We start from the raw sequence: 16350 nt of genomic DNA on the forward strand, positions 1-16350 counted from the left end.
CCCGGTTTGTCAGTGCACGGGGGCAGGATGGACCCATGACTCTGACAGGACGCATCGACTCCGTCGTACTCGACGCGCCGGACATCGACCGGCTCACCACCTTCTACGCCGAGCTGGCCGGGTGGCGGGTGGCCGAGCGCGACTCGGACTGGAACACCGTCGAGACCGGCGACGGCCGGCGCATCTCCTTCCAGCTCGCTCCCGACCACGTCGCCCCGCAGTGGCCGGGGCAGGAGCATCCGCAGCAGTTCCACCTCGACCTGCAGGTGGACGGGATCGAGGCGGCCGCGGCCCGGGCCGAGCAGCTCGGCGCCACCCGGCTGGCCACCGGCCCGTCCTGGATCACCCTGGCGGACCCGGCCGGGCACCCCTTCGACCTCTGCCAGAAGGACGGCCTGGGCGAGGCGACCCAGCTGTTCGCGGTGACCATCGACGCGCCGGAGGCCTCCAGCCTGGCCCGTTTCTACGCCGACCTGCTCGGCCTCGAGGTCACCTACGACGGTCCCGAGGGCGCGCTCGTGGCGGGCGAGGGCTCGAGCGTGATGTTCCAGAACGTCGCCGAGTTCACCGCCCCGGACTGGCCGGACCCGGCCCGGCCGCAGCAGTTCCACCTCGACATCAAGGTCGAGGACCTCGACGCCGGGCAGGCCCGGGCGCTCGAGCTCGGAGCGCGCCGGCTGGAGGGCGGGGGCAAGACCTTCCGGGTGTTCGCCGACCCGGTCGGCCACCCGTTCTGCCTGACCGTGAACGGCTGAGCCGGCCCGGTCCGCGCAGCGCCGGCGGCCGCCCCGCTCCAGCGGCGGCCGCCGGGGCGTACGTCCGAAATGTTTCGAAACCTCTCCGGGTCCTTTGTTCACTGAGGCTTCCTCCGGTCTTCTGGCACACGGGGGCGGGGGCGCGATATGGTACTGCCGGCTTTCAAGGCGCACGGACCTTGAGATCTTCACAGCAGGAAAACCGGGGGGGACCCTCATGAGCGTGGATGTAGTCCCAGGTTCGGAGACCGTGGCGGCGGGCTCGTCCACAGCGTGGAACTTCTCGAAGTTCCGGGCCGAGGTCGAGGCGACGGCGGCCGGGTACAACGAGGCCGGGCCGTTCCCGCACGCCGTCTTCCGGGACATGCTCAACCTCGCGCCGTCGGCCATGGAGCACTTCCCCGAGCCGGAGTGGCCGTCCTGGACCGAGCTGGGCGACACCTACCAGTTCCGCAAGTTCACCTGCTCGAACATAGAGGTCATCCCGGACCCGTTCCGCCAGCTCGTCCACGAGCTGTGCGAGCCGACCTTCCTGCGCCTGCTCGAGCAGCTGACCGGGATACCGAAGCTCATCCCGGACCCCTACCTCAAGGGCGGCGGCCTGCACATGAGCGGGCCGGGCGGGGTGCTCGCGCCGCACACCGACTTCCACCTCTACGAGCCGCTGGCCCTGTACCGGCGCATCAACGTCCTGGTCTACCTGAACGACGACTGGGACGAGTCCTACGGCGGCTGCCTGCAGCTCGGGGACCCGGAGAAGCCGGCCAAGACGGTCGTGCCCGGCTGGGGCACCGCGATGGTCTTCACCACCGACAACCGCTCCATCCACGGCTTCCCGAAGCCGATCGTCGAGGGCCGCTGGCGCAAGTCGATCGCCCTGTACTACTACACGGCGGAGGAGACGAAGGAGTTCGGCGGCGACACGACCACGGCGTGGCGCACCCACGGCGAGCACAAGGGCGTCGTGCGCAAGACCCGGCTCGGCCTCTACAAGGGCCTGAACCAGACCTCGAAGGCCGTCTCCCTGGCCGCGCACCTGGTCAACCCGAACCAGGGCACGGAGTGGTGGCGGATGCGCAAGGACCGCCTGGCCAAGGAGACCGGCAACGCCGGCTACGGCCAGGAGCACGGCCACGAGCACTGAGTCCGGCTGCAGGTTCCAAAGGACGCCCCTCCGGTCACCGACGCCGTCGTGGTCGACTTCCCGATGATCACACTGAAGCCGGCACGGCGGCGTGCCGCTGCGGGTCGAGCTGCGTGGCGCGGGCTAGTTCGCCGCCGTTGCGATGGAATGTGATCCGGATGGCGGCGGCCAAGGCCGTAGGATGTCAATCATGGTTGATCGACCACTGACGTTGATGGCGGTGCACGCCCACCCGGACGACGAGGCGACCTCGACCGGCGGCGCGCTGGCGCGCTACGCCGCGGAAGGCGTGCGCACGGTGCTGGTGACCTGCACCGACGGTAGCTGCGGGGACGCGCCCGGCGGAGTCAAGCCGGGCGAGCCCGGCCACGACCCGGCGGCCGTGGCCGCACTGCGGCGGGAGGAGCTCGAGGCGAGCTGCGCGGTGCTCAAGGTGAGCGACCTCGAGCTGCTCGGCTACGGCGACTCCGGCATGATGGGCTGGCCGCAGAACGACGCGCCCGGCTCGTTCTGGAGCACGCCGGTCGAGGAGGCCGCGGCCCGGCTCGCCGAGCTGATGCGCACCTACCAGCCGGACGTCGTCGTGACGTACGACGAGAACGGCTTCTACGGCCACCCCGACCACATCCAGGCGAACCGCATCACCATGGCGGCCCTCGCGCTGGCCGACATCGGGCCCAAGGTCTACTGGACCACGATCCCGCGCTCGGCGATGGCCGAGTTCCGTCGGGTGATGATCGAGGAGATGGGCGCGGACTGGGACGAGCCGGAGGAGACGGCCGAGCCGTCCGAGCAGCCCGCGTTCGAGATCGGGCTGCCCGACGAGGAGGTCTCCACCTTCCTCGACGTCACGGCTTACGGCGCGGTCAAGTACAAGGCGCTGCAGACGCACGCGAGCCAGAGCGAGAACATCTTCTTCCTGAACCTGGGCGTGGAGCGGTTCACCCGGCTGATGGGCCAGGAGACCTTCGTGCGGGTGCAGGACACGACCGGCGCCCCGGTGCCGGAGACGGACCTGTTCGCCGGGCTTCGCGTCACACCGACGACGAGCGCGTAAGGCCGACCGCGCCGATTCCGGCGGCGGCCACCGCCCAGAGCGCCAGCACGCCCAGGCCCTGCCACGGGCTCAGCGGCAGAGCGCTGAGATCCGTGGTGGTCTGGACGAGCAGGCCGGCCGTCATCGGTCCGGCCTGCTCGAGGTGGCGGCGCCAGACCGGGTCGCCGACGGCCGCGGCGAGCAGCGGGAAGAGGTAGAGCAGGGCCAGCACCGCGCCGATCGCCACCGCGGTCTCCTGCACCAGCAGCGCGATTCCCATGCTCAGCAGGGCGATCAGGGCGAGGTAGAGCACTGTTCCGAGGGTGGCCCGCAGGATCGGGCCGTCGGTCAGGTTCAACGTGTTGTAGCCGTGCGCCGGGGTGAAGCCGTGGCCGACCAGGATGGCCCGGCCGAGCAGGAAGGCGCCGAAGACGGCGGGCAGGGCGGCGAGGCTGGCCAGGCCGACGGTGACGCAGGCCTTGGCGGCGAGAGCGATCAGCCGCTTCGGCATCGCCGTCAGCGTGGTGCGGATCATCCCGGTGGCGTACTCGCCGGACACCGCCTGGACAGCCAGGATCGCGATCACGGCCTGGCTCACCTGGATCCCGCCGAGCGTCAGCCGCACGCCGTCCTCGCCGTGGTGAGTGCCGCTGTTCAGGGCCGACGAGGCCGAGCCCGCGACCGCCGACGCGTCGGCGATGACGGCACCGAGCCCGATCGTCAGCACGACTGTGGCCAGCAACAGCCAGGACGGCCCGGCCACAGTGCGCATCTTGGTCCATTCGGCGTGCAGGGCGTACCTCATGCCGTCACGTCCCGTCGGCGCAGCACGAGCCAGGCCGCGCCCATCGCCACGGCCGCGTATCCGCACAGCACGGCGAACCCGGCCCACGGCGCGAGCGGGTAATAGCCCGCATAAGGCAGATAGATGTTATCCACCTGCGGATACACCGGGATCGTCTGCTGGATCGCGAACGCCGCGGCGGGCGTGACCCGCAGCAGCCAGTCCGCCGCTCCCCCGGGCAGCAGCGAGCCGATGGCCAGGATGTACGGCAGCACCATGACGACCAGCACGGTCGTGATCACCACGGCGCTGCGGCGGAAGATCGTACCGATGGCCAGGGCGAAGACCGCGGCAACGGCGAGCAGCAGGGCGGTGCCGAGGATGACGCGCACTTCAGTGCCCGCGCCGACCTTGTAGAGCGCTCCGGCCGGCCAGACCCGGTTGAACAAGGGCACGGAGACAGCCGAGGCGACCAGCCCGACGACGCCTGCGACGGACGCCACCACGAGCGTCTTCGCGGCCAGCACCCGTCCGCGGCTCGGGCTCGCGGCCAGCGTCGCGCCGAGCAGCCGGTGCTTGAACTCCGCGGTGACGAACTGGGTCGCGAGCACAGTGAGGATGATCAGCGCGAGGAACGCTCCGGCCTCGGAGTGCGCGGCGGTGTCGTCCAGGTCGGCGGCAGCGGCGATGTCGCCGTTACCGGTGAGGAAGTACGACGTGTCACCGTCGGCGCCCGGCTGCGCGGTGTAGCTGCCGTTGCCGTCACCCATCGCCGTGCCGGTCCAAGCGCCGCTGGACCAGCCACCTTGCAGTGAGACCTGGTCGAGTGTGGCGCTCGCCGTGCTGGCGTAGGCGCTGCTCTCCAGGCCGCCGATCAACTGTGTGTCCTGCGAGAACTCCGGCGACGTGGCGAACATGCCCGCTTGAATGCCCGGGCTCAGACCGGGGAGTGTGACGGTGCTGAGCTTCGTCCAGCTCTTGGCGTCGGCCGACTCGTAGCCGGTGATCGTGTCGCCGGCACGGGTCAGGCGCAGCCAGCCGGGGTCGGACTCGTTTGCTGCGGCCGGGCGTCCGGCCACGTCGTGGGTGTAGTCCCACTGCATCCGGATGCCGTGGCCGGAGGTGGCCATCACGGCCGCGTAGGACGAGCCAGGGGTCGAACCCGCCTTGATCAGGATGCCGGCCTTGCCCCAGGTCTCGTGGCTGCCGGCGTCGGGGGCGGACTCGTGCGGACCCTCGGCTTCGAGCGTGTCGGTGAGGGATTCGACCCGCACCGTGATCGAGCCGTCGCCGTCAAGGTTCTGATGGACGAAGTAGAAGGAGTCTGATACGGGTATCCCGGTCGGGGCGTAGTGCGGCAGGCTCGGGCCGGCCGAGCAGATTCCGTTGACACAGTTGGATCCGGTGTGTGCGCCGGTGACGGACATCAGGGTCATGAGAGCGATCGCGCCGAGGACGCCGAGCGCCCAGCCGCGGACGGTCCGGAACTTGGTCCACTCGGCGTGCACGAGCTGGCGGAACCCGGCCCGGCTCTGCGGCAGCGTACTGCGATAGGAGCTCTGCGGTGCGGGCGGCACGACATCGAGGCTTGTCATCTGGTCACGCTCCCGTGCTCGACGCGTCCGGACCCTGGGCGCGGTACTCCACCGCGTCGCGGGTGAGTTCCATGTAGGCCTCTTCCAGGCTGGCTCGGTGCGGGGAGAGCTCGGCGAAGGGCACGGCACCGGCGCCGAGGAGCGCGGCGATCTTCTCCGCTTCCAGGCCGCGCACGGTCATCGTGTCCGGTCCGGTCACCGCGACGGTGGCGCCGGCTTCGGCCAGTACCGCCATCGCCCGCTCGCGGGCGGAGGTGCGCAGCGCCACCCATCCGCTCGACGCGGCGGCGATCAGATCCGCCACGGCGGCCTCGGTGACCAGGCGGCCGCGCCCGATCACCACGACGTGCGTCGCGCTGCCCTCGAGTTCGCCCATGAGGTGGCTGGAGACGAGCACGGCGCGGCCCTCGGCGGCCAGCCCGCGCAGGAAGCCACGCATCCACACGAAGCCGTCCGGGTCCAAGCCGTTGAAGGGCTCGTCGAGCACCAGGATCGGCGGATCGGCAAGCATGGCCGCGGCGATGCCGAGGCGCTGGCGCATGCCCAGCGAGAAACCGCCCGCGCGCCGGGGCGCCGCCGCGTCCAGGCCGACCAGCGCGAGGACGGCGTCGACCCGGTTACCGCCGAGACCCTGCGAGTGCGCGAGCCAGAGCAGGTGGTTGCGGGCGGACCGGCTGGGCTGGAGCGCACTCGCGTCGAGCAGCGAGCCGACCTGCGCCAGCGGCCGGACCAGGCTCCGGTAGCTGCGGCCGCCGACCAGCGCGGTGCCCTCGTCGAGCGCGTCGAGCCCGAGGATCGCGCGCATCGTGGTGGACTTGCCCGCGCCGTTGGGGCCGAGGAACCCGGTGACCTCGCCGGGCTTTACCGAGAAGGTCAGGCCGTCGAGCGCGACGGTTCGTCCGAACCGTTTGCGCGCGCCGCTGACGTCGATGGTTGCTTCCATACCGGGAGACGGTACGCAGCGGCCGGGCCCGGGTCGTCACTCCCGAGAGGGACGACCTTGGTATCGGGTCCAGGCACAATGGGGCCGTGACCACCGACGCCGCGCCTCGCGCCCGACTCCGTCCCGGAGCCGCGGCGCTATTGGCATCGGGCGCGGTCGTCGAGGCGGCGGTGCGATTGCGACTGGCGCCGGTGACCGCGCGCAGCTCCCCCGGCACTCTCGGTGTATGCGCGCTCTCCGCGCTCTCGGCACTCCCGCTGATCCTGCCGAGCGCGGCCACCGCGGCGACGGTGATCCTTGCGGTCAGCCTGCTCTCGCTGGTCGCCTTCCACAGCTTGACCGTCAGTGGGCTGATAGCCGCGACGCTGGCCGGCTACCGGGCCGGACGCGGCGGGCCGCCGTTGCTGGTACTCGCCCTGTGCCTGCCTTTCCTGATCGCGGTTCTGGTCGGGCCGCGCCCGGCTTCCTCGGAGAGCGCCGCACTGACGCTGCTGACGGCCGCGCTGGTTCCCGCGGCCACGCTCGTCGGCGCGTCCGGTCGGCTGCGCGCGCAGGACGAAGAGGGCAGCGCGCACCGCCAGGACTTCGAGGAAAAGCTGCTGGAGCACACGAAACGCGGCGAGCGCGCCCGGATCGCGCGCGAACTGCACGACATCGTCGCGCACCACATCTCGATGGTCTCGGTGCAGGCGGAGACCGCGCGGCTGACCACGCCCGGTCTGCCGGAGGCGGGAGCGCGCCGCTTCCAGGCGATCGGCGACACGGCGCGGGCCGCGCTGACCGAGATGCGCCGGCTGCTGGGTGTGCTCAAGGATGACGAGTGGCCGGACGCCGAGACGCCGCCGCTGCGTCCGCAGCCGGGGCTCAGCCACGTCACCGAGCTGGTCGACGAGGCGCGCGAGGCCTCCGGTTCGGCGACGCGGCTGCTGCTGAGCGGCCGTCCGGCGGCGCTCGACCCGGGCGTGGAGCTCGCCGCGTACCGCATCATCCAGGAGGCTTTGACGAACGCGCGCAGGCACGCGCCGGGCGCCGCGGTCGACGTCGAACTCTGCTACGGGGAGACGGAGGTCCGGATCCGGGTGCGCGACAACGGGCCGGGCGTGGTGAGCGCGCAGGTGGACGCCGCGGCGGCCGGCCACGGCCTGGCCGGGATGCGCGAGCGGGCTGCGGCCGTGGGTGGCGCGCTGACGGCCGGGGCCGTGGCGGGCGGCGGCTTCTCGGTCGAGGCGGCCCTTCCGGCGAAACCTCAGGAGACGGCGTGACCGAGACATCCCCGGTGCGGCTCGTGGTCGCGGACGACCAGGCCATCGTGCGCGACGGCTTCGCGGCGCTGCTCGACTCGCAGCCCGATCTGTGCGTCGTCGGCACTGCCGGCGACGGCGCGCAGGCCGTGCGGGTGTGCCAGGAGGCGCAGCCCGACGTCGTGCTGATGGACATCCGGATGCCGGTGATGGACGGCATCGAGGCCACCCGGCGGCTGGCCGGGCAGGGCCCGCGCTCCCTCATGCTGACCACGTTCGACCTGGACGAATACGTCTACGAGGCCTTACGCGCGGGCGCGTCCGGCTTCCTGCTCAAGGATGTGACCGCCGAGCGGCTGTTCGACGCGGTGCGCGTGGTTGCGGCCGGCGACGCGCTGCTGGCGCCGGCCGTCACCCGCCGTCTGATCAAGGAGTTCGCCACGCGGGGCCCCGCGCCGGTGCCGGACACCGCGGGCGCCGCGACGCTGGCCGCGCTCACGCCGCGTGAGACGCAGGTGCTGCGGCAGGTGGCCGAGGGACTCTCGAACCAGGAGATCGCGGACCGCCTCGTGGTGACCGAGCAGACCGTGAAGACGCACGTCAGCCGGATGTTGATGAAGCTGGGTCTGCGCGACCGGACCCAGGCCGTGGTCTTGGCCTACGAATCAGGGCTCGTGGTGCCGCGGGCCGGACGCTGAGCGGGCTCCGGCTCAGAGCGGCCCGTCGGTCTCGGCGGCCTGGTCGGCGACCTGTTCGAGCGCCTCGGCGATGCGGTCGAGCTGTTCCTCGTCGAGGACGTCGACGAGGTAGGCGCGGACGGTGGCGAGGTGACCGGGGGCGACTTGTTCGAGCTTGGCCCGGCCGGCCTCGGTCAGCACGGCGAACACGCCGTGGACGATCTCGCAGTTGCGCCGGCGCACCAGGCCGGACTTCTCCAACTGGCCGACCTGGTAGGTCAGCCCGCTCTTGGAGGTGTAGAGCGCCTCGGCGAGTTCGGCCATGCGCATCTCGCCGTCCTCGGTCCCGGCGAGCCGGACCAGTACCTCGTACTGCAGGTGGGAGAGCCCGGCCTGCTCCTTGAGCTGCTGCTCGACCCGCCGCGCGACCAGCGCGCCGGCGGCGAGGAAGGCCTGCCAGGCGCGCATCTCCCGCGCGTCCAGCCATTTCGTCGCCGGCGCCGGCGACGTACCGTGCGGCGCCTTCTCGCTCACGGCACCAGTCTACCAGGGGTTGTTCAAATTTGAACTCTGCCGTACGCTGAGCCTCATGAGTTCAAATTTGAACCTTCCGGCCGCGTCCGTGCGCACCCGAGTGCACGTGCCGCTGCGCTTCGGCGACGGGTTCCGCGCCGAATCCGAGCTGGTCACCTTCCACGGACTGGCCGACGGGCTCGAGCATGTGGCCGTGGTGCTCGGCACGATCGAGCCGGGTCAGGTGCCGCTGGTGCGGCTGCACTCCGAGTGCCTGACCGGGGACGTGTTCGGCTCGGCCCGCTGCGACTGCGGCCCGCAGCTGCGCGAGGCGGTCGAGCGGATCTCCGAGCGCGGCGGGTACCTGCTGTACCTGCGCCAGGAGGGCCGCGGCATAGGCCTGTACAACAAGCTCGACGCGTACGCCCTCCAGGATCAGGGCCTGGACACCTACGCCGCCAACGCCGCGCTCGGGCTGCCCGAGGACGCGCGCGACTACACGGCCGCCGCACAGATGCTCCGCACGCTCGGCGCCGACCGGATCGACCTGCTGTCGAACAACCCCGACAAGGCTCGACAGCTGCTCGACCACGGCATCGAGCTGAGCGAGCGGGTGAGCACCGGCGTGCACGCCACCTCGCACAACCGCGGCTACCTGATGGCCAAGGCGACGCTGACCCACCACAGCCTCGACCTGGCCGCGCTGGTCTAGCAGGCCACCGGGTCGATCAGGGCTCGAGTTTCAGGGCACAGATCTCAGATCCACGGCTCAGCCGGATCGGGCAGCGCCGAACGGGGGCGCCGCATCATCGCCACCCCTTCCTCGACCCGGCCCTGGCCGATCAGCAGCCTGGCATGCAGATCAGCGCTCAGCGAGTGATCCGGGCTCGACTCCAGCGCTTCGAGCGCCTCCTCGTGCCGTCCGTCGGCCTCGAGCAGCGCGGCCAGGCTCCAGGCGGCGTACCACTCGCCCGCGTGCGGGTGCGCGCGCAGCTCGTCCACCGCCTGCTCGATCCGGCCGCCGGCGGCGAGCAGCCCGAGCCGCCGCTCGAACAGCTCCCAGCTCATGTCGAGCGCGCCGTCCGGCGAGTCCTCGAGCACGGCCAGGGCTTCGTCCGCGCGCCCCGAGGCAGCCATCAGCTCGGCCCAGGTGTAGCGGAGCCAGTCCGCCTCACCGCCCAGCGGCCCGTCGCTCAGCACCTGCAGCGCCTCGTCCGCCTGGCCGGTGCGCACCAGCAGGCCGGCCAACACGATCGCCGGGTGCGGCCGTCCCGTCGCGACCAGCGGCGCAAGGACGGCGACCGCGCCGTCCACGTCCCCGCCGTGCTCGAGGTGGCGGGCCAGGCGGAAGGCGGCCTGGTCCCCGCCGTGCCCGTCGATCAGGGCGCGCAGTTCCTCGTGCCGGTTGTGCCGGGCCAGCAGATCGGCGAGATGCTCGACCAGGTTCACGCAGGTCATGCTCTGCACCCGCACGTTGCGCTGGAGCGTGGCCACCGCGTCGTCGACCCGGCCGGTGCGCTCGAGCACGGTCGCGAGCAGATCGATCGCCTGCCAGCGTTCCAGCGCAGCCGCGGCGGCCGCGTACTCGTCGAGCGCGTCGATGACCTCCTCGTCCCGGCCGAGCCCGTCGCTGATGTCGACCAGCGCCCGCGCGTGGAAGGAGTCTGCGACACGGGGGCGCAGCATCGCGAAGGCCTCGTCCACCCGGCCGTCCCGGGAAAGCAGCGCGGCCGCGTAATTTACAGCCGATCGCTCCCCCGCCTCGGCGTGTTCGATCGCCAGATCGATCGCTTCGTCGGCCCGGCCGCAGGAGACGAGCACCCCGGCGAGGGACTGCACGGCGTGCCACCAGCCGGTGTCGGCGAACGGCGTGAGCAGGGCGAGCGCGTCATCGTGCCGGCCCTGCTCGGCGTGACGTGCGGCGATGGCGCGCGCGCAGTAGAAGTCGCCTTCCTCGGCAAGACGTTCCACTTCCCGCACGTGTCCATGCTCGATCAGCACGTCGACGTGGTGCGGCGCGAGCCACCCGTCGTGCGGGCGGCCGCGCCGGTTGAGCTTGGCGTCAGTCTCCACGACTACCACCGATAACCCCGAGTTCTGACTTGCAAACGTGCGGCCCCGCGTCACGCCTGTCGCAGAGCGCTGTTCCGCGCGCCGGCGGGGCGCCGGGGCGGGCTCAGGGCCTACCATCAATGCTGTGAATGACGTCGGCACGCTCGTGCTGACCCGCGCCAAGACGGGTCGGCGCGACGGCTACCGCAGCTACAAAGTCCTGATAGACGGCGCCGAGGCCGGCAAGATCAAGCGCGGCGAGACGCTCCGCTTCCCGCTCGCGGCGGGCCGGCACACTCTTCAGCTGAAAATCGACTGGTGCGCCAGCCGGATCCGGCCCTTCGCCGTGCAGGACGGGCAGGCGGCCGCCTTCGGCTGTGCGCCCTCGGACGCCTTCGGCGGCTTGGAGAACATCACCAGCGGCGCGGCGAAGTACATCACGCTACGTCCCCTCGCCGATCCCGCTGATCTTGCCGCGCTCGAGACCGTCCCGCATGCGGAAGCGGCCGGGTACATCAAAGTGGTGGGCGTCGGCTTCATCGCTGGATTCGCAGCCCTCCGGCTGGATCTGGCACATCGTCGACGCCGGCTCGACCGCGGCGGGCGTGCTGTTCGCGAGCGGCGTAGTCGTATGGATCCTCTCCATCATCGTCTTCGCGGTGGTCAAGAAGGTGTTCGAGCTGTAATCGGTCATAGCCCCTCCCGCGCACCGCGGCCACGGGTACCGTGGGGACATCATGGAAACAGGCTACGAACACGCATTCGCCGTGTATGAGAGGCTCGCGCGGGCGGCCGATACCGGCCCCGGCGTGGCGATCCTGGTCGCCGGAGTTCCCGGGGCGGGCAAGAGCACGCTGGCCGAAGGGTTGGCGCGCAGCCTGCGGGCACCGGTATTCTCCATCGACTGGCAGCTCGGCGCGCTGACGCCGTTTCGGGTGCTGACCAACGAGAACGCCTCGCCGATAGCGGAGATGATGCTCGTCGCGGCGCAGGCCCGGCAGCTGCAGCTCGGTCTGGACGCGGTGCTCGACGCGCTCGGGCACAAGGCCGTCGATCGGCGCCGGTACCGCGCCATCGCCGAGAATTTGGGCGGAAGCTTCGTCGGCGTGGAATGCACGTGCTCTGACGATGCGGTGCACCGGACCCGGGTGGAGGGGCGCGATCGCGGCATCCCCGGCTGGAAGCCGACCGTCGCGTGGGAGCACGTGCTGCGGATGAAGGCGGCCTGGGAGCCCTGGGAAGAGCCCCACCTGGTGCTGGACTCGGCGAAGCAGGGCTCTGCGGAGATGCTGAAGCTGGCGCTCGACGAGGTGAGCGCGAGCCTCAGAGCTCGATGACGACCTTGATGTCGTCCGCGCCGCGCTCGAACGCCTCCTCCGCCTTGGCCAGCGGCACCCGCCGGGTGATCAGCTGCTCGAGCCAGCTCGTGTCCGCGGCGGCGAGGGCGCTGGCCGCGGCCCGGTAGTGGCGCATGTTGGCGTTGACCGTGCCGAACACGACCCGGTTCTCCAGCACCAGCTCTCGGTTGAGCGTGCCCGCGTCGATCTCGACGTTGTGCCCGATCGGCGTCACGCTGGTCATGCACACGATGCCGGCCGGGGTGACCGCGTTGACCACGCTCATCGCCACCTCGGGCGAACCGGTGGCCTCGATGATGATGTCCGGCTTGACCTTCGCGGCCACCTCGTCGATCGCGCCGGTGTGGTACTGGCCGCCGAGCGCGTCCACCATCCGCGGCTTGGCCCCGGCCGCGGCCCGGTCCAGCACGTGCACCTGCAGGCCGCGGGCGGCCCCGAGCAGCGCGGCCAGCAGCCCGATCGGGCCGGCGCCGGTGACCAGCAGCCGCTCCGGGTGCTGCCAGGCGCGGGTGTTGATCTGCTCGATCTGCTCCCAGGCCTTGGCCACCACCGTGGTCGGCTCCATCAGCACGCCGACCTGCGAGAGCGCCGGGTCGAGCGCCACCGCGTAGTCGGCCTCGATGCTCCACATCTGGGAGCCGAAGCCGTCGCGGCCCTCGATGCCGCGCTCGGTGTAGCGGTTGTTGCGGCACATGTCGAACTCGCCCTGCGCGCAGGCCGGACAGGGCTCGGGGTCCGGGCGCCGCACCACCCCGACGACGAGGTCGCCGACCGAGAAGCCGCTGCCCTCCGGCGCGGTGCGCACCCGGCCGAAGGACTCGTGCCCGAGCACCAGCCGCTCCCGGCCCTCGGGCGCGGTGCCGTAGTCGCCGAGTGAGATCTCCACGTCGGTGCCGCACACCCCGAGCGCGATGCCGTCGACGAGCAGCTCGCCCGGACCGGGTTCGGGGTCGGGGACTTCCAGCACGGCGAGCGAGTCGGGCGTGCGCGGCTTCACGGTCAGCGCGAGCATGCGGATCGACCTTCCAGTCGGACGGCGTGGGCCGTGCACAAGGTGGCATGCCCAGGATCGGCGGCGCCCGGCGCACGGGGCAACCGGACCCGGAGCCGCGGGAGCGGGCACTGGTCTGTTCGGGTAGGCGGGTCCTCCATCCGTAGCACAGCGGGGCTCTCCGCGCCGGCTCCGGACGGGCCGCGGCGGCCGGTTCGTGTGAGCCTGGAGGGGTGAGTCTCGCCGCCGTACGCGCCGCGGACGAGGCGGCGCTGCAGGACGGCGCGCCGCCCTCGCCCCCCGCCGTCGTGCTCATCGGCGTGTCCGGCAGCGGCAAGACCACCGTCGGCGCGCTGATGGCCAAGCGGCTCGGCTGGATCTTCGCAGACGGCGACCGCTTCCACTCCCCCAGCAACATCGCCAAGATGATGGCGCTCAAGGCGCTGACCGACGCGGACCGCAGCCCCTGGCTGGCCGAGATCGGCGGCTGGATCGACCAGGAGAGCGAGCAGAGCCAGGCCTGCGTGGTCGCCTGCTCGGCGCTCAAGCGGGTCTACCGGGACGTGCTTCGCGACGGACGGCCGCAGGTGCGGCTGGTGTACCTGGTCGTGCCCTCGGAGCGGCTGCGCTCGCGGATGCTCGCCCGCGAGGGCCACATGTTCGCCGCCGACATGCTCGCCAGCCAGCTCGCCATCCTCGAGCGCCCCACTCAGGACGAGGGCGTGTATCAGGTTACTTCGATGCCCACGCCCGCGCAGACCGTGGACGCCGTGATCCGGTCGGTGCACCTCGAGCCGTTCGTCGTCGCCCACACCGCGGACCGGCCCGTCCGCTGAATCCTGCGCTGCGCCAGAATCGCCGCATGGCACAAGTCCACCTGGTCTACGCGCATCCGAGCGCGCACAGCTTCACGCGGGAGATCCTCGACTCCTTCGTCGCCGGCCTGGAGCGCGCCGGCCACACGCACACGATCTCAGACCTCTACGCCATGGACTTCAGGTCAGAGCTCTCTCTCGCCGAATACGAGCGCGAATCCGCCTACCTGGCCGACGCTCCCATCCCGGAGGACGTCGCCGCCGAGCACGCGAAGCTGAACGCGGCCGACGTGTGGGCGTTCGTCTATCCGGTCTGGTGGGCCGACTGCCCCGCGCGGATGAAGGGCTGGTTCGACCGGGTGTGGACGGTCGGGTTCTCACACAAGCCCGCGGGCCTGCGTCGGGCCGAGAAGGCCTTCGTGCTCTGCACAGCCGGATACACGTCCGAGCAGCTCGAAAACGACGGGTGCCTCCGCGCCATGAGGACGGTGATGCTGCAGGACCGGATCGGCATGAAGGCGCGGCACAAGGAGTTCACGGTCTTCGGCGGCTCGATCCTGCGCACCACGGACGCGCCGGATGCCGCCGAGCTTTGGCAGAAGCTCAAGAGCCGTCACCTGGCTCAGGCAGCTGAATGCGCCGCATCGATCTGACAGGGTGACGGTGGTCAGATCCGGCGACGGCAGAAGTTCTCGATGAGCGCCAGCGCGGGGTCCTATGCCGGATCGCTCGTCCTGATCAGGGCGGTTCGTTGATCGGGACGACGCGGAACCGTCGACGGTCGAGTCCGAGATATTTGACCGATCGATCTAGAAACAGCTACGGTTCCGTTCATGGCGAGGACCAAGGAGTTCGATCCGGACACCGTCCTGCACAAGGCGCTGGAACTGTTCTGGGAACGCGGCTACGAGGCCACTTCGATGGCCGACCTGGTCGAGCATCTGGGCATCGCCCGCGCCAGTATCTACGCCACCTTCGGCGGCAAGCACGAGCTCTACCTGCTGGCGTTCGATCGCTACCTGCAGGAGCGCGACGGCGCGGTCGTCGAGCGCCTGTCCCAGCCGGGGCCGGCGCTTCCGGCGGTGCGCGCGCTGGTCCGGGCGTACGCCGACGAGTCCCTGCGGGACGAGCGCCGCCGCGGCTGCATGGTGGTCAACGCCGCCGTGGAGGTCATGCCGCGCGATCCGCAGATCGCCCGGAGGGTCGAGGCGAGCTGGGACACCCTGGAGACGGCGCTGACCTCGGCGCTGACCCGCGCCCGCGCGCAGGGCGAACTGGCGCCCGGCAAGGATCCGCGCACACTCGCCCGCTTCCTGCTCGTGCTGTTGCAGGGCATGCGCGTGCTCGGCCGCGCCCACCCCGACACCGGCCGGCTGCGCGACGCCACCGCGCAGGCCCTGGCGATCCTGGACTGAGAGCCCTTCCATGGCTACAAGCGCTTCCGCATGCCCCTATTCTGGACCGATCGGTCTCGCTAGTGCCGGCCAATGACAATGGAGAACACGAATGAACGCACGCTTCACCGGCAAGGTCGTCCTCGTCACCGGCGCGGGCTCCGGCATAGGCCGGGCTACCGCGTGCGCCTTTGCCCGTGAAGGCGCCGTCGTGGTCGCGGCCGGGCGCAACGCCGAACCGCTCGAGCAGACCGTCAAGCTGATCGAGAGCGAAGGCGGAGCCGCGACGGCCGTCACCGCCGACGTCACCTCCTCAGCTGACGTCGCTCGGCTCGTCGCGACCACCGTGCGGCGCCACGGCGGTCTGCACATCGCTTTCAACAACGCCGGGACGCTCGAGGCCGGCGCGCTCGCGGACATGGACGAAGCCGCCTGGGACCGGCAGCTCGCCGTGAACCTGACCGGCACTTTCCTCAGCATGAAGCACGAGATCGCCCACATGCGCACCCACGGCGGCGGCGTCATCGTCAACACTGCCTCGAACGTCGGCGCGCACATACGCCTGCCGAGCCTCGGCGCCTACGCGGCCACCAAGGCGGCCGTCAGCACCCTGACCCAAGCGGCGGCGAAGGAGCACATCGGCGAAGGCATCCGCATCAACGCCGTCAGCCCCGGCCCCACCGACACGCCGATGTCCCTGCGCCCGGGCGAGAACGCCGATCAGCGCGCCGAGCGGATGAAGCAGACCCTCCCGATCGGCCGGGTCGGAGCGCTCGACGAGATAGCCGCAGCAGTGCTCTGGCTCGCTTCGCCGGAGGCTGGTTTCACCGTCGGGCACGACCTCGTGCTCGACGGCGGCGCCAGTGCATAGACGGCGGACCGGCCGCCAGCTCGTGGCAGAGCAATGATCAACATCATCGATTGTTGATCAGCTGAGCGATCGTCGGGTGGGGGCGGGTGCTTCGCTTCGCCCACGGTTTCGTTTGCCCACCCAGCCCACCCGTTGCGTTGGCGGGGCGGGCTGCAGTTTCAAGACGAAAATCGCCGCTGGC

18 protein-coding genes are annotated in these 16350 nt (G+C 71.1%); 12 read left to right on the forward strand and 6 right to left on the reverse strand.

Annotated features, from left to right (window positions below; genetic code table 11):
- Window positions 1–35 precede the first annotated feature (35 nt).
- The 3 genes from ACTRO_RS09455 (at window position 36) to ACTRO_RS09465 (ending at window position 2956) form a co-directional block, all read left to right on the forward strand.
- Entirely contained in the window at window positions 36–755 is a 720-nt protein-coding gene (locus ACTRO_RS09455; RefSeq protein ID WP_211244171.1) for a VOC family protein, read from the forward strand.
- 223 nt (window positions 756–978) lie between these two features.
- The gene (locus ACTRO_RS09460; RefSeq protein WP_169739860.1) at window positions 979–1899 is read left to right on the forward strand and encodes a 2OG-Fe(II) oxygenase; all 921 of its coding nucleotides are present in this window, start codon (window positions 979–981) and stop codon (window positions 1897–1899) included.
- Window positions 1900–2089: 190 nt separating this feature from the next.
- The gene (locus ACTRO_RS09465) at window positions 2090–2956 is read left to right on the forward strand and encodes a PIG-L family deacetylase (RefSeq protein ID WP_034262803.1); all 867 of its coding nucleotides are present in this window, start codon (window positions 2090–2092) and stop codon (window positions 2954–2956) included.
- Here ACTRO_RS09465 and ACTRO_RS09470 read toward each other — a convergent pair.
- From ACTRO_RS09470 to ACTRO_RS09480, 3 genes are read right to left on the reverse strand one after another with little or no spacing between them, the layout of a single operon-like run.
- The gene (locus ACTRO_RS09470) at window positions 2934–3740 is read right to left on the reverse strand and encodes an ABC transporter permease (RefSeq protein WP_034262806.1); all 807 of its coding nucleotides are present in this window, start codon (window positions 3738–3740) and stop codon (window positions 2934–2936) included. The two genes, ACTRO_RS09465 and ACTRO_RS09470, sit on opposite strands and share 23 nt — an antisense overlap.
- A complete protein-coding gene (locus ACTRO_RS09475; RefSeq protein WP_051450568.1) occupies window positions 3737–5314 on the reverse strand; it encodes a DUF1349 domain-containing protein in 1578 nt (525 codons plus the stop codon). The genes ACTRO_RS09470 and ACTRO_RS09475 overlap by 4 nt, the downstream gene beginning before the upstream one ends.
- A 4-nt stretch (window positions 5315–5318) precedes the next feature.
- Complete coding sequence (locus ACTRO_RS09480) at window positions 5319–6257, reverse strand: ATP-binding cassette domain-containing protein (protein WP_034262807.1); 939 nt, start codon at window positions 6255–6257, stop codon at window positions 5319–5321.
- A gap of 86 nt (window positions 6258–6343) precedes the next feature.
- Between ACTRO_RS09480 and ACTRO_RS09485 the strand changes: the two genes are divergently transcribed.
- Together ACTRO_RS09485 and ACTRO_RS09490 are read left to right on the forward strand one after the other, a co-directional pair.
- On the forward strand, window positions 6344–7519 hold the full coding sequence (locus tag ACTRO_RS09485; protein ID WP_051450569.1) for a sensor histidine kinase: 1176 nt from the start codon (window positions 6344–6346) through the stop codon (window positions 7517–7519).
- Complete coding sequence (locus ACTRO_RS09490) at window positions 7516–8196, forward strand: response regulator (RefSeq protein ID WP_034262808.1); 681 nt, start codon at window positions 7516–7518, stop codon at window positions 8194–8196. Before ACTRO_RS09485 ends, ACTRO_RS09490 begins: the two co-directional genes overlap by 4 nt.
- Before the next feature lie 12 nt (window positions 8197–8208).
- Here the strand turns inward: ACTRO_RS09490 and ACTRO_RS09495 are convergent, their stop codons facing one another.
- Window positions 8209–8643 (reverse strand): MarR family transcriptional regulator, encoded by a 435-nt coding sequence (locus ACTRO_RS09495; protein WP_034273964.1) that lies wholly within the window; start codon window positions 8641–8643, stop codon window positions 8209–8211.
- Window positions 8644–8764: 121 nt separating this feature from the next.
- Here ACTRO_RS09495 and ACTRO_RS09500 point away from each other — a divergent pair, with 121 nt between their 5' ends.
- A complete protein-coding gene (locus ACTRO_RS09500; RefSeq protein WP_034262809.1) occupies window positions 8765–9400 on the forward strand; it encodes a GTP cyclohydrolase II in 636 nt (211 codons plus the stop codon).
- A gap of 44 nt (window positions 9401–9444) precedes the next feature.
- Here ACTRO_RS09500 and ACTRO_RS09505 read toward each other — a convergent pair whose 3' ends face one another.
- Window positions 9445–10761 (reverse strand): tetratricopeptide repeat protein, encoded by a 1317-nt coding sequence (locus ACTRO_RS09505; protein ID WP_051450570.1) that lies wholly within the window; start codon window positions 10759–10761, stop codon window positions 9445–9447.
- 124 nt (window positions 10762–10885) lie between these two features.
- On the opposite strand from ACTRO_RS09505, the gene ACTRO_RS47095 reads away from it, so the two are divergent.
- Complete coding sequence (locus ACTRO_RS47095) at window positions 10886–11515, forward strand: hypothetical protein (protein ID WP_157436018.1); 630 nt, start codon at window positions 10886–10888, stop codon at window positions 11513–11515.
- 34 nt (window positions 11516–11549) lie between these two features.
- The gene (locus tag ACTRO_RS09515; RefSeq protein WP_169739861.1) at window positions 11550–12077 is read left to right on the forward strand and encodes a P-loop nucleotide/nucleoside kinase family protein; all 528 of its coding nucleotides are present in this window, start codon (window positions 11550–11552) and stop codon (window positions 12075–12077) included.
- Here the strand turns inward: ACTRO_RS09515 and ACTRO_RS09520 are convergent.
- Window positions 12064–13110: a glucose 1-dehydrogenase gene (locus ACTRO_RS09520; RefSeq protein ID WP_034262814.1), complete on the reverse strand. Its 1047-nt coding sequence runs from the start codon at window positions 13108–13110 to the stop codon at window positions 12064–12066. The genes ACTRO_RS09515 and ACTRO_RS09520 overlap by 14 nt on opposite strands.
- A gap of 212 nt (window positions 13111–13322) precedes the next feature.
- On the opposite strand from ACTRO_RS09520, the gene ACTRO_RS09525 reads away from it, so the two are divergent.
- From ACTRO_RS09525 to ACTRO_RS09540, 4 genes are all read left to right on the forward strand, one after another.
- Window positions 13323–13925 carry a gluconokinase gene (locus ACTRO_RS09525; protein ID WP_245594336.1) on the forward strand — a complete coding sequence of 201 codons (603 nt, stop codon included), beginning with the start codon at window positions 13323–13325 and terminating at the stop codon, window positions 13923–13925.
- A 26-nt stretch (window positions 13926–13951) separates the two neighbouring features.
- Window positions 13952–14557 carry an NAD(P)H-dependent oxidoreductase gene (locus ACTRO_RS09530; protein ID WP_051450571.1) on the forward strand — a complete coding sequence of 202 codons (606 nt, stop codon included), beginning with the start codon at window positions 13952–13954 and terminating at the stop codon, window positions 14555–14557.
- Between the two features lie 180 nt (window positions 14558–14737).
- Window positions 14738–15319 carry a TetR/AcrR family transcriptional regulator gene (locus ACTRO_RS09535; protein WP_034262816.1) on the forward strand — a complete coding sequence of 194 codons (582 nt, stop codon included), beginning with the start codon at window positions 14738–14740 and terminating at the stop codon, window positions 15317–15319.
- A gap of 91 nt (window positions 15320–15410) precedes the next feature.
- On the forward strand, window positions 15411–16169 hold the full coding sequence (locus tag ACTRO_RS09540; protein ID WP_034262818.1) for an SDR family NAD(P)-dependent oxidoreductase: 759 nt from the start codon (window positions 15411–15413) through the stop codon (window positions 16167–16169).
- Window positions 16170–16350 lie beyond the last annotated feature (181 nt).

Origin of the sequence: Actinospica robiniae DSM 44927 (genome assembly GCF_000504285.1) — a bacterium.
In the GTDB taxonomy this organism is placed as follows: Bacteria; Actinomycetota; Actinomycetes; order Streptomycetales; family Catenulisporaceae; genus Actinospica; species Actinospica robiniae.

Excerpts from the sequence above, each read along its gene's own strand:
- ACTRO_RS09455 (WP_211244171.1), top strand. The coding sequence starts at position 36 with ATGACTCTGACAGGACGCATCGACTCCGTCGTACTCGACGCGCCGGAC.
- ACTRO_RS09465 (WP_034262803.1), top strand. The coding sequence starts at position 2,090 with ATGGTTGATCGACCACTGACGTTGATGGCGGTGCACGCCCACCCGGAC.
- ACTRO_RS09470 (WP_034262806.1), bottom strand. The coding sequence starts at position 3,740 with ATGAGGTACGCCCTGCACGCCGAATGGACCAAGATGCGCACTGTGGCC.
- ACTRO_RS09475 (WP_051450568.1), bottom strand. The coding sequence starts at position 5,314 with ATGACAAGCCTCGATGTCGTGCCGCCCGCACCGCAGAGCTCCTATCGC.
- ACTRO_RS09480 (WP_034262807.1), bottom strand. The coding sequence starts at position 6,257 with ATGGAAGCAACCATCGACGTCAGCGGCGCGCGCAAACGGTTCGGACGA.
- ACTRO_RS09495 (WP_034273964.1), bottom strand. The coding sequence starts at position 8,643 with ATGCGCGCCTGGCAGGCCTTCCTCGCCGCCGGCGCGCTGGTCGCGCGG.
- ACTRO_RS09500 (WP_034262809.1), top strand. The coding sequence starts at position 8,765 with ATGAGTTCAAATTTGAACCTTCCGGCCGCGTCCGTGCGCACCCGAGTG.
- ACTRO_RS09520 (WP_034262814.1), bottom strand. The coding sequence starts at position 13,110 with ATGCTCGCGCTGACCGTGAAGCCGCGCACGCCCGACTCGCTCGCCGTG.
- ACTRO_RS09530 (WP_051450571.1), top strand. The coding sequence starts at position 13,952 with ATGGCACAAGTCCACCTGGTCTACGCGCATCCGAGCGCGCACAGCTTC.
- ACTRO_RS09535 (WP_034262816.1), top strand. The coding sequence starts at position 14,738 with ATGGCGAGGACCAAGGAGTTCGATCCGGACACCGTCCTGCACAAGGCG.
- ACTRO_RS09540 (WP_034262818.1), top strand. The coding sequence starts at position 15,411 with ATGAACGCACGCTTCACCGGCAAGGTCGTCCTCGTCACCGGCGCGGGC.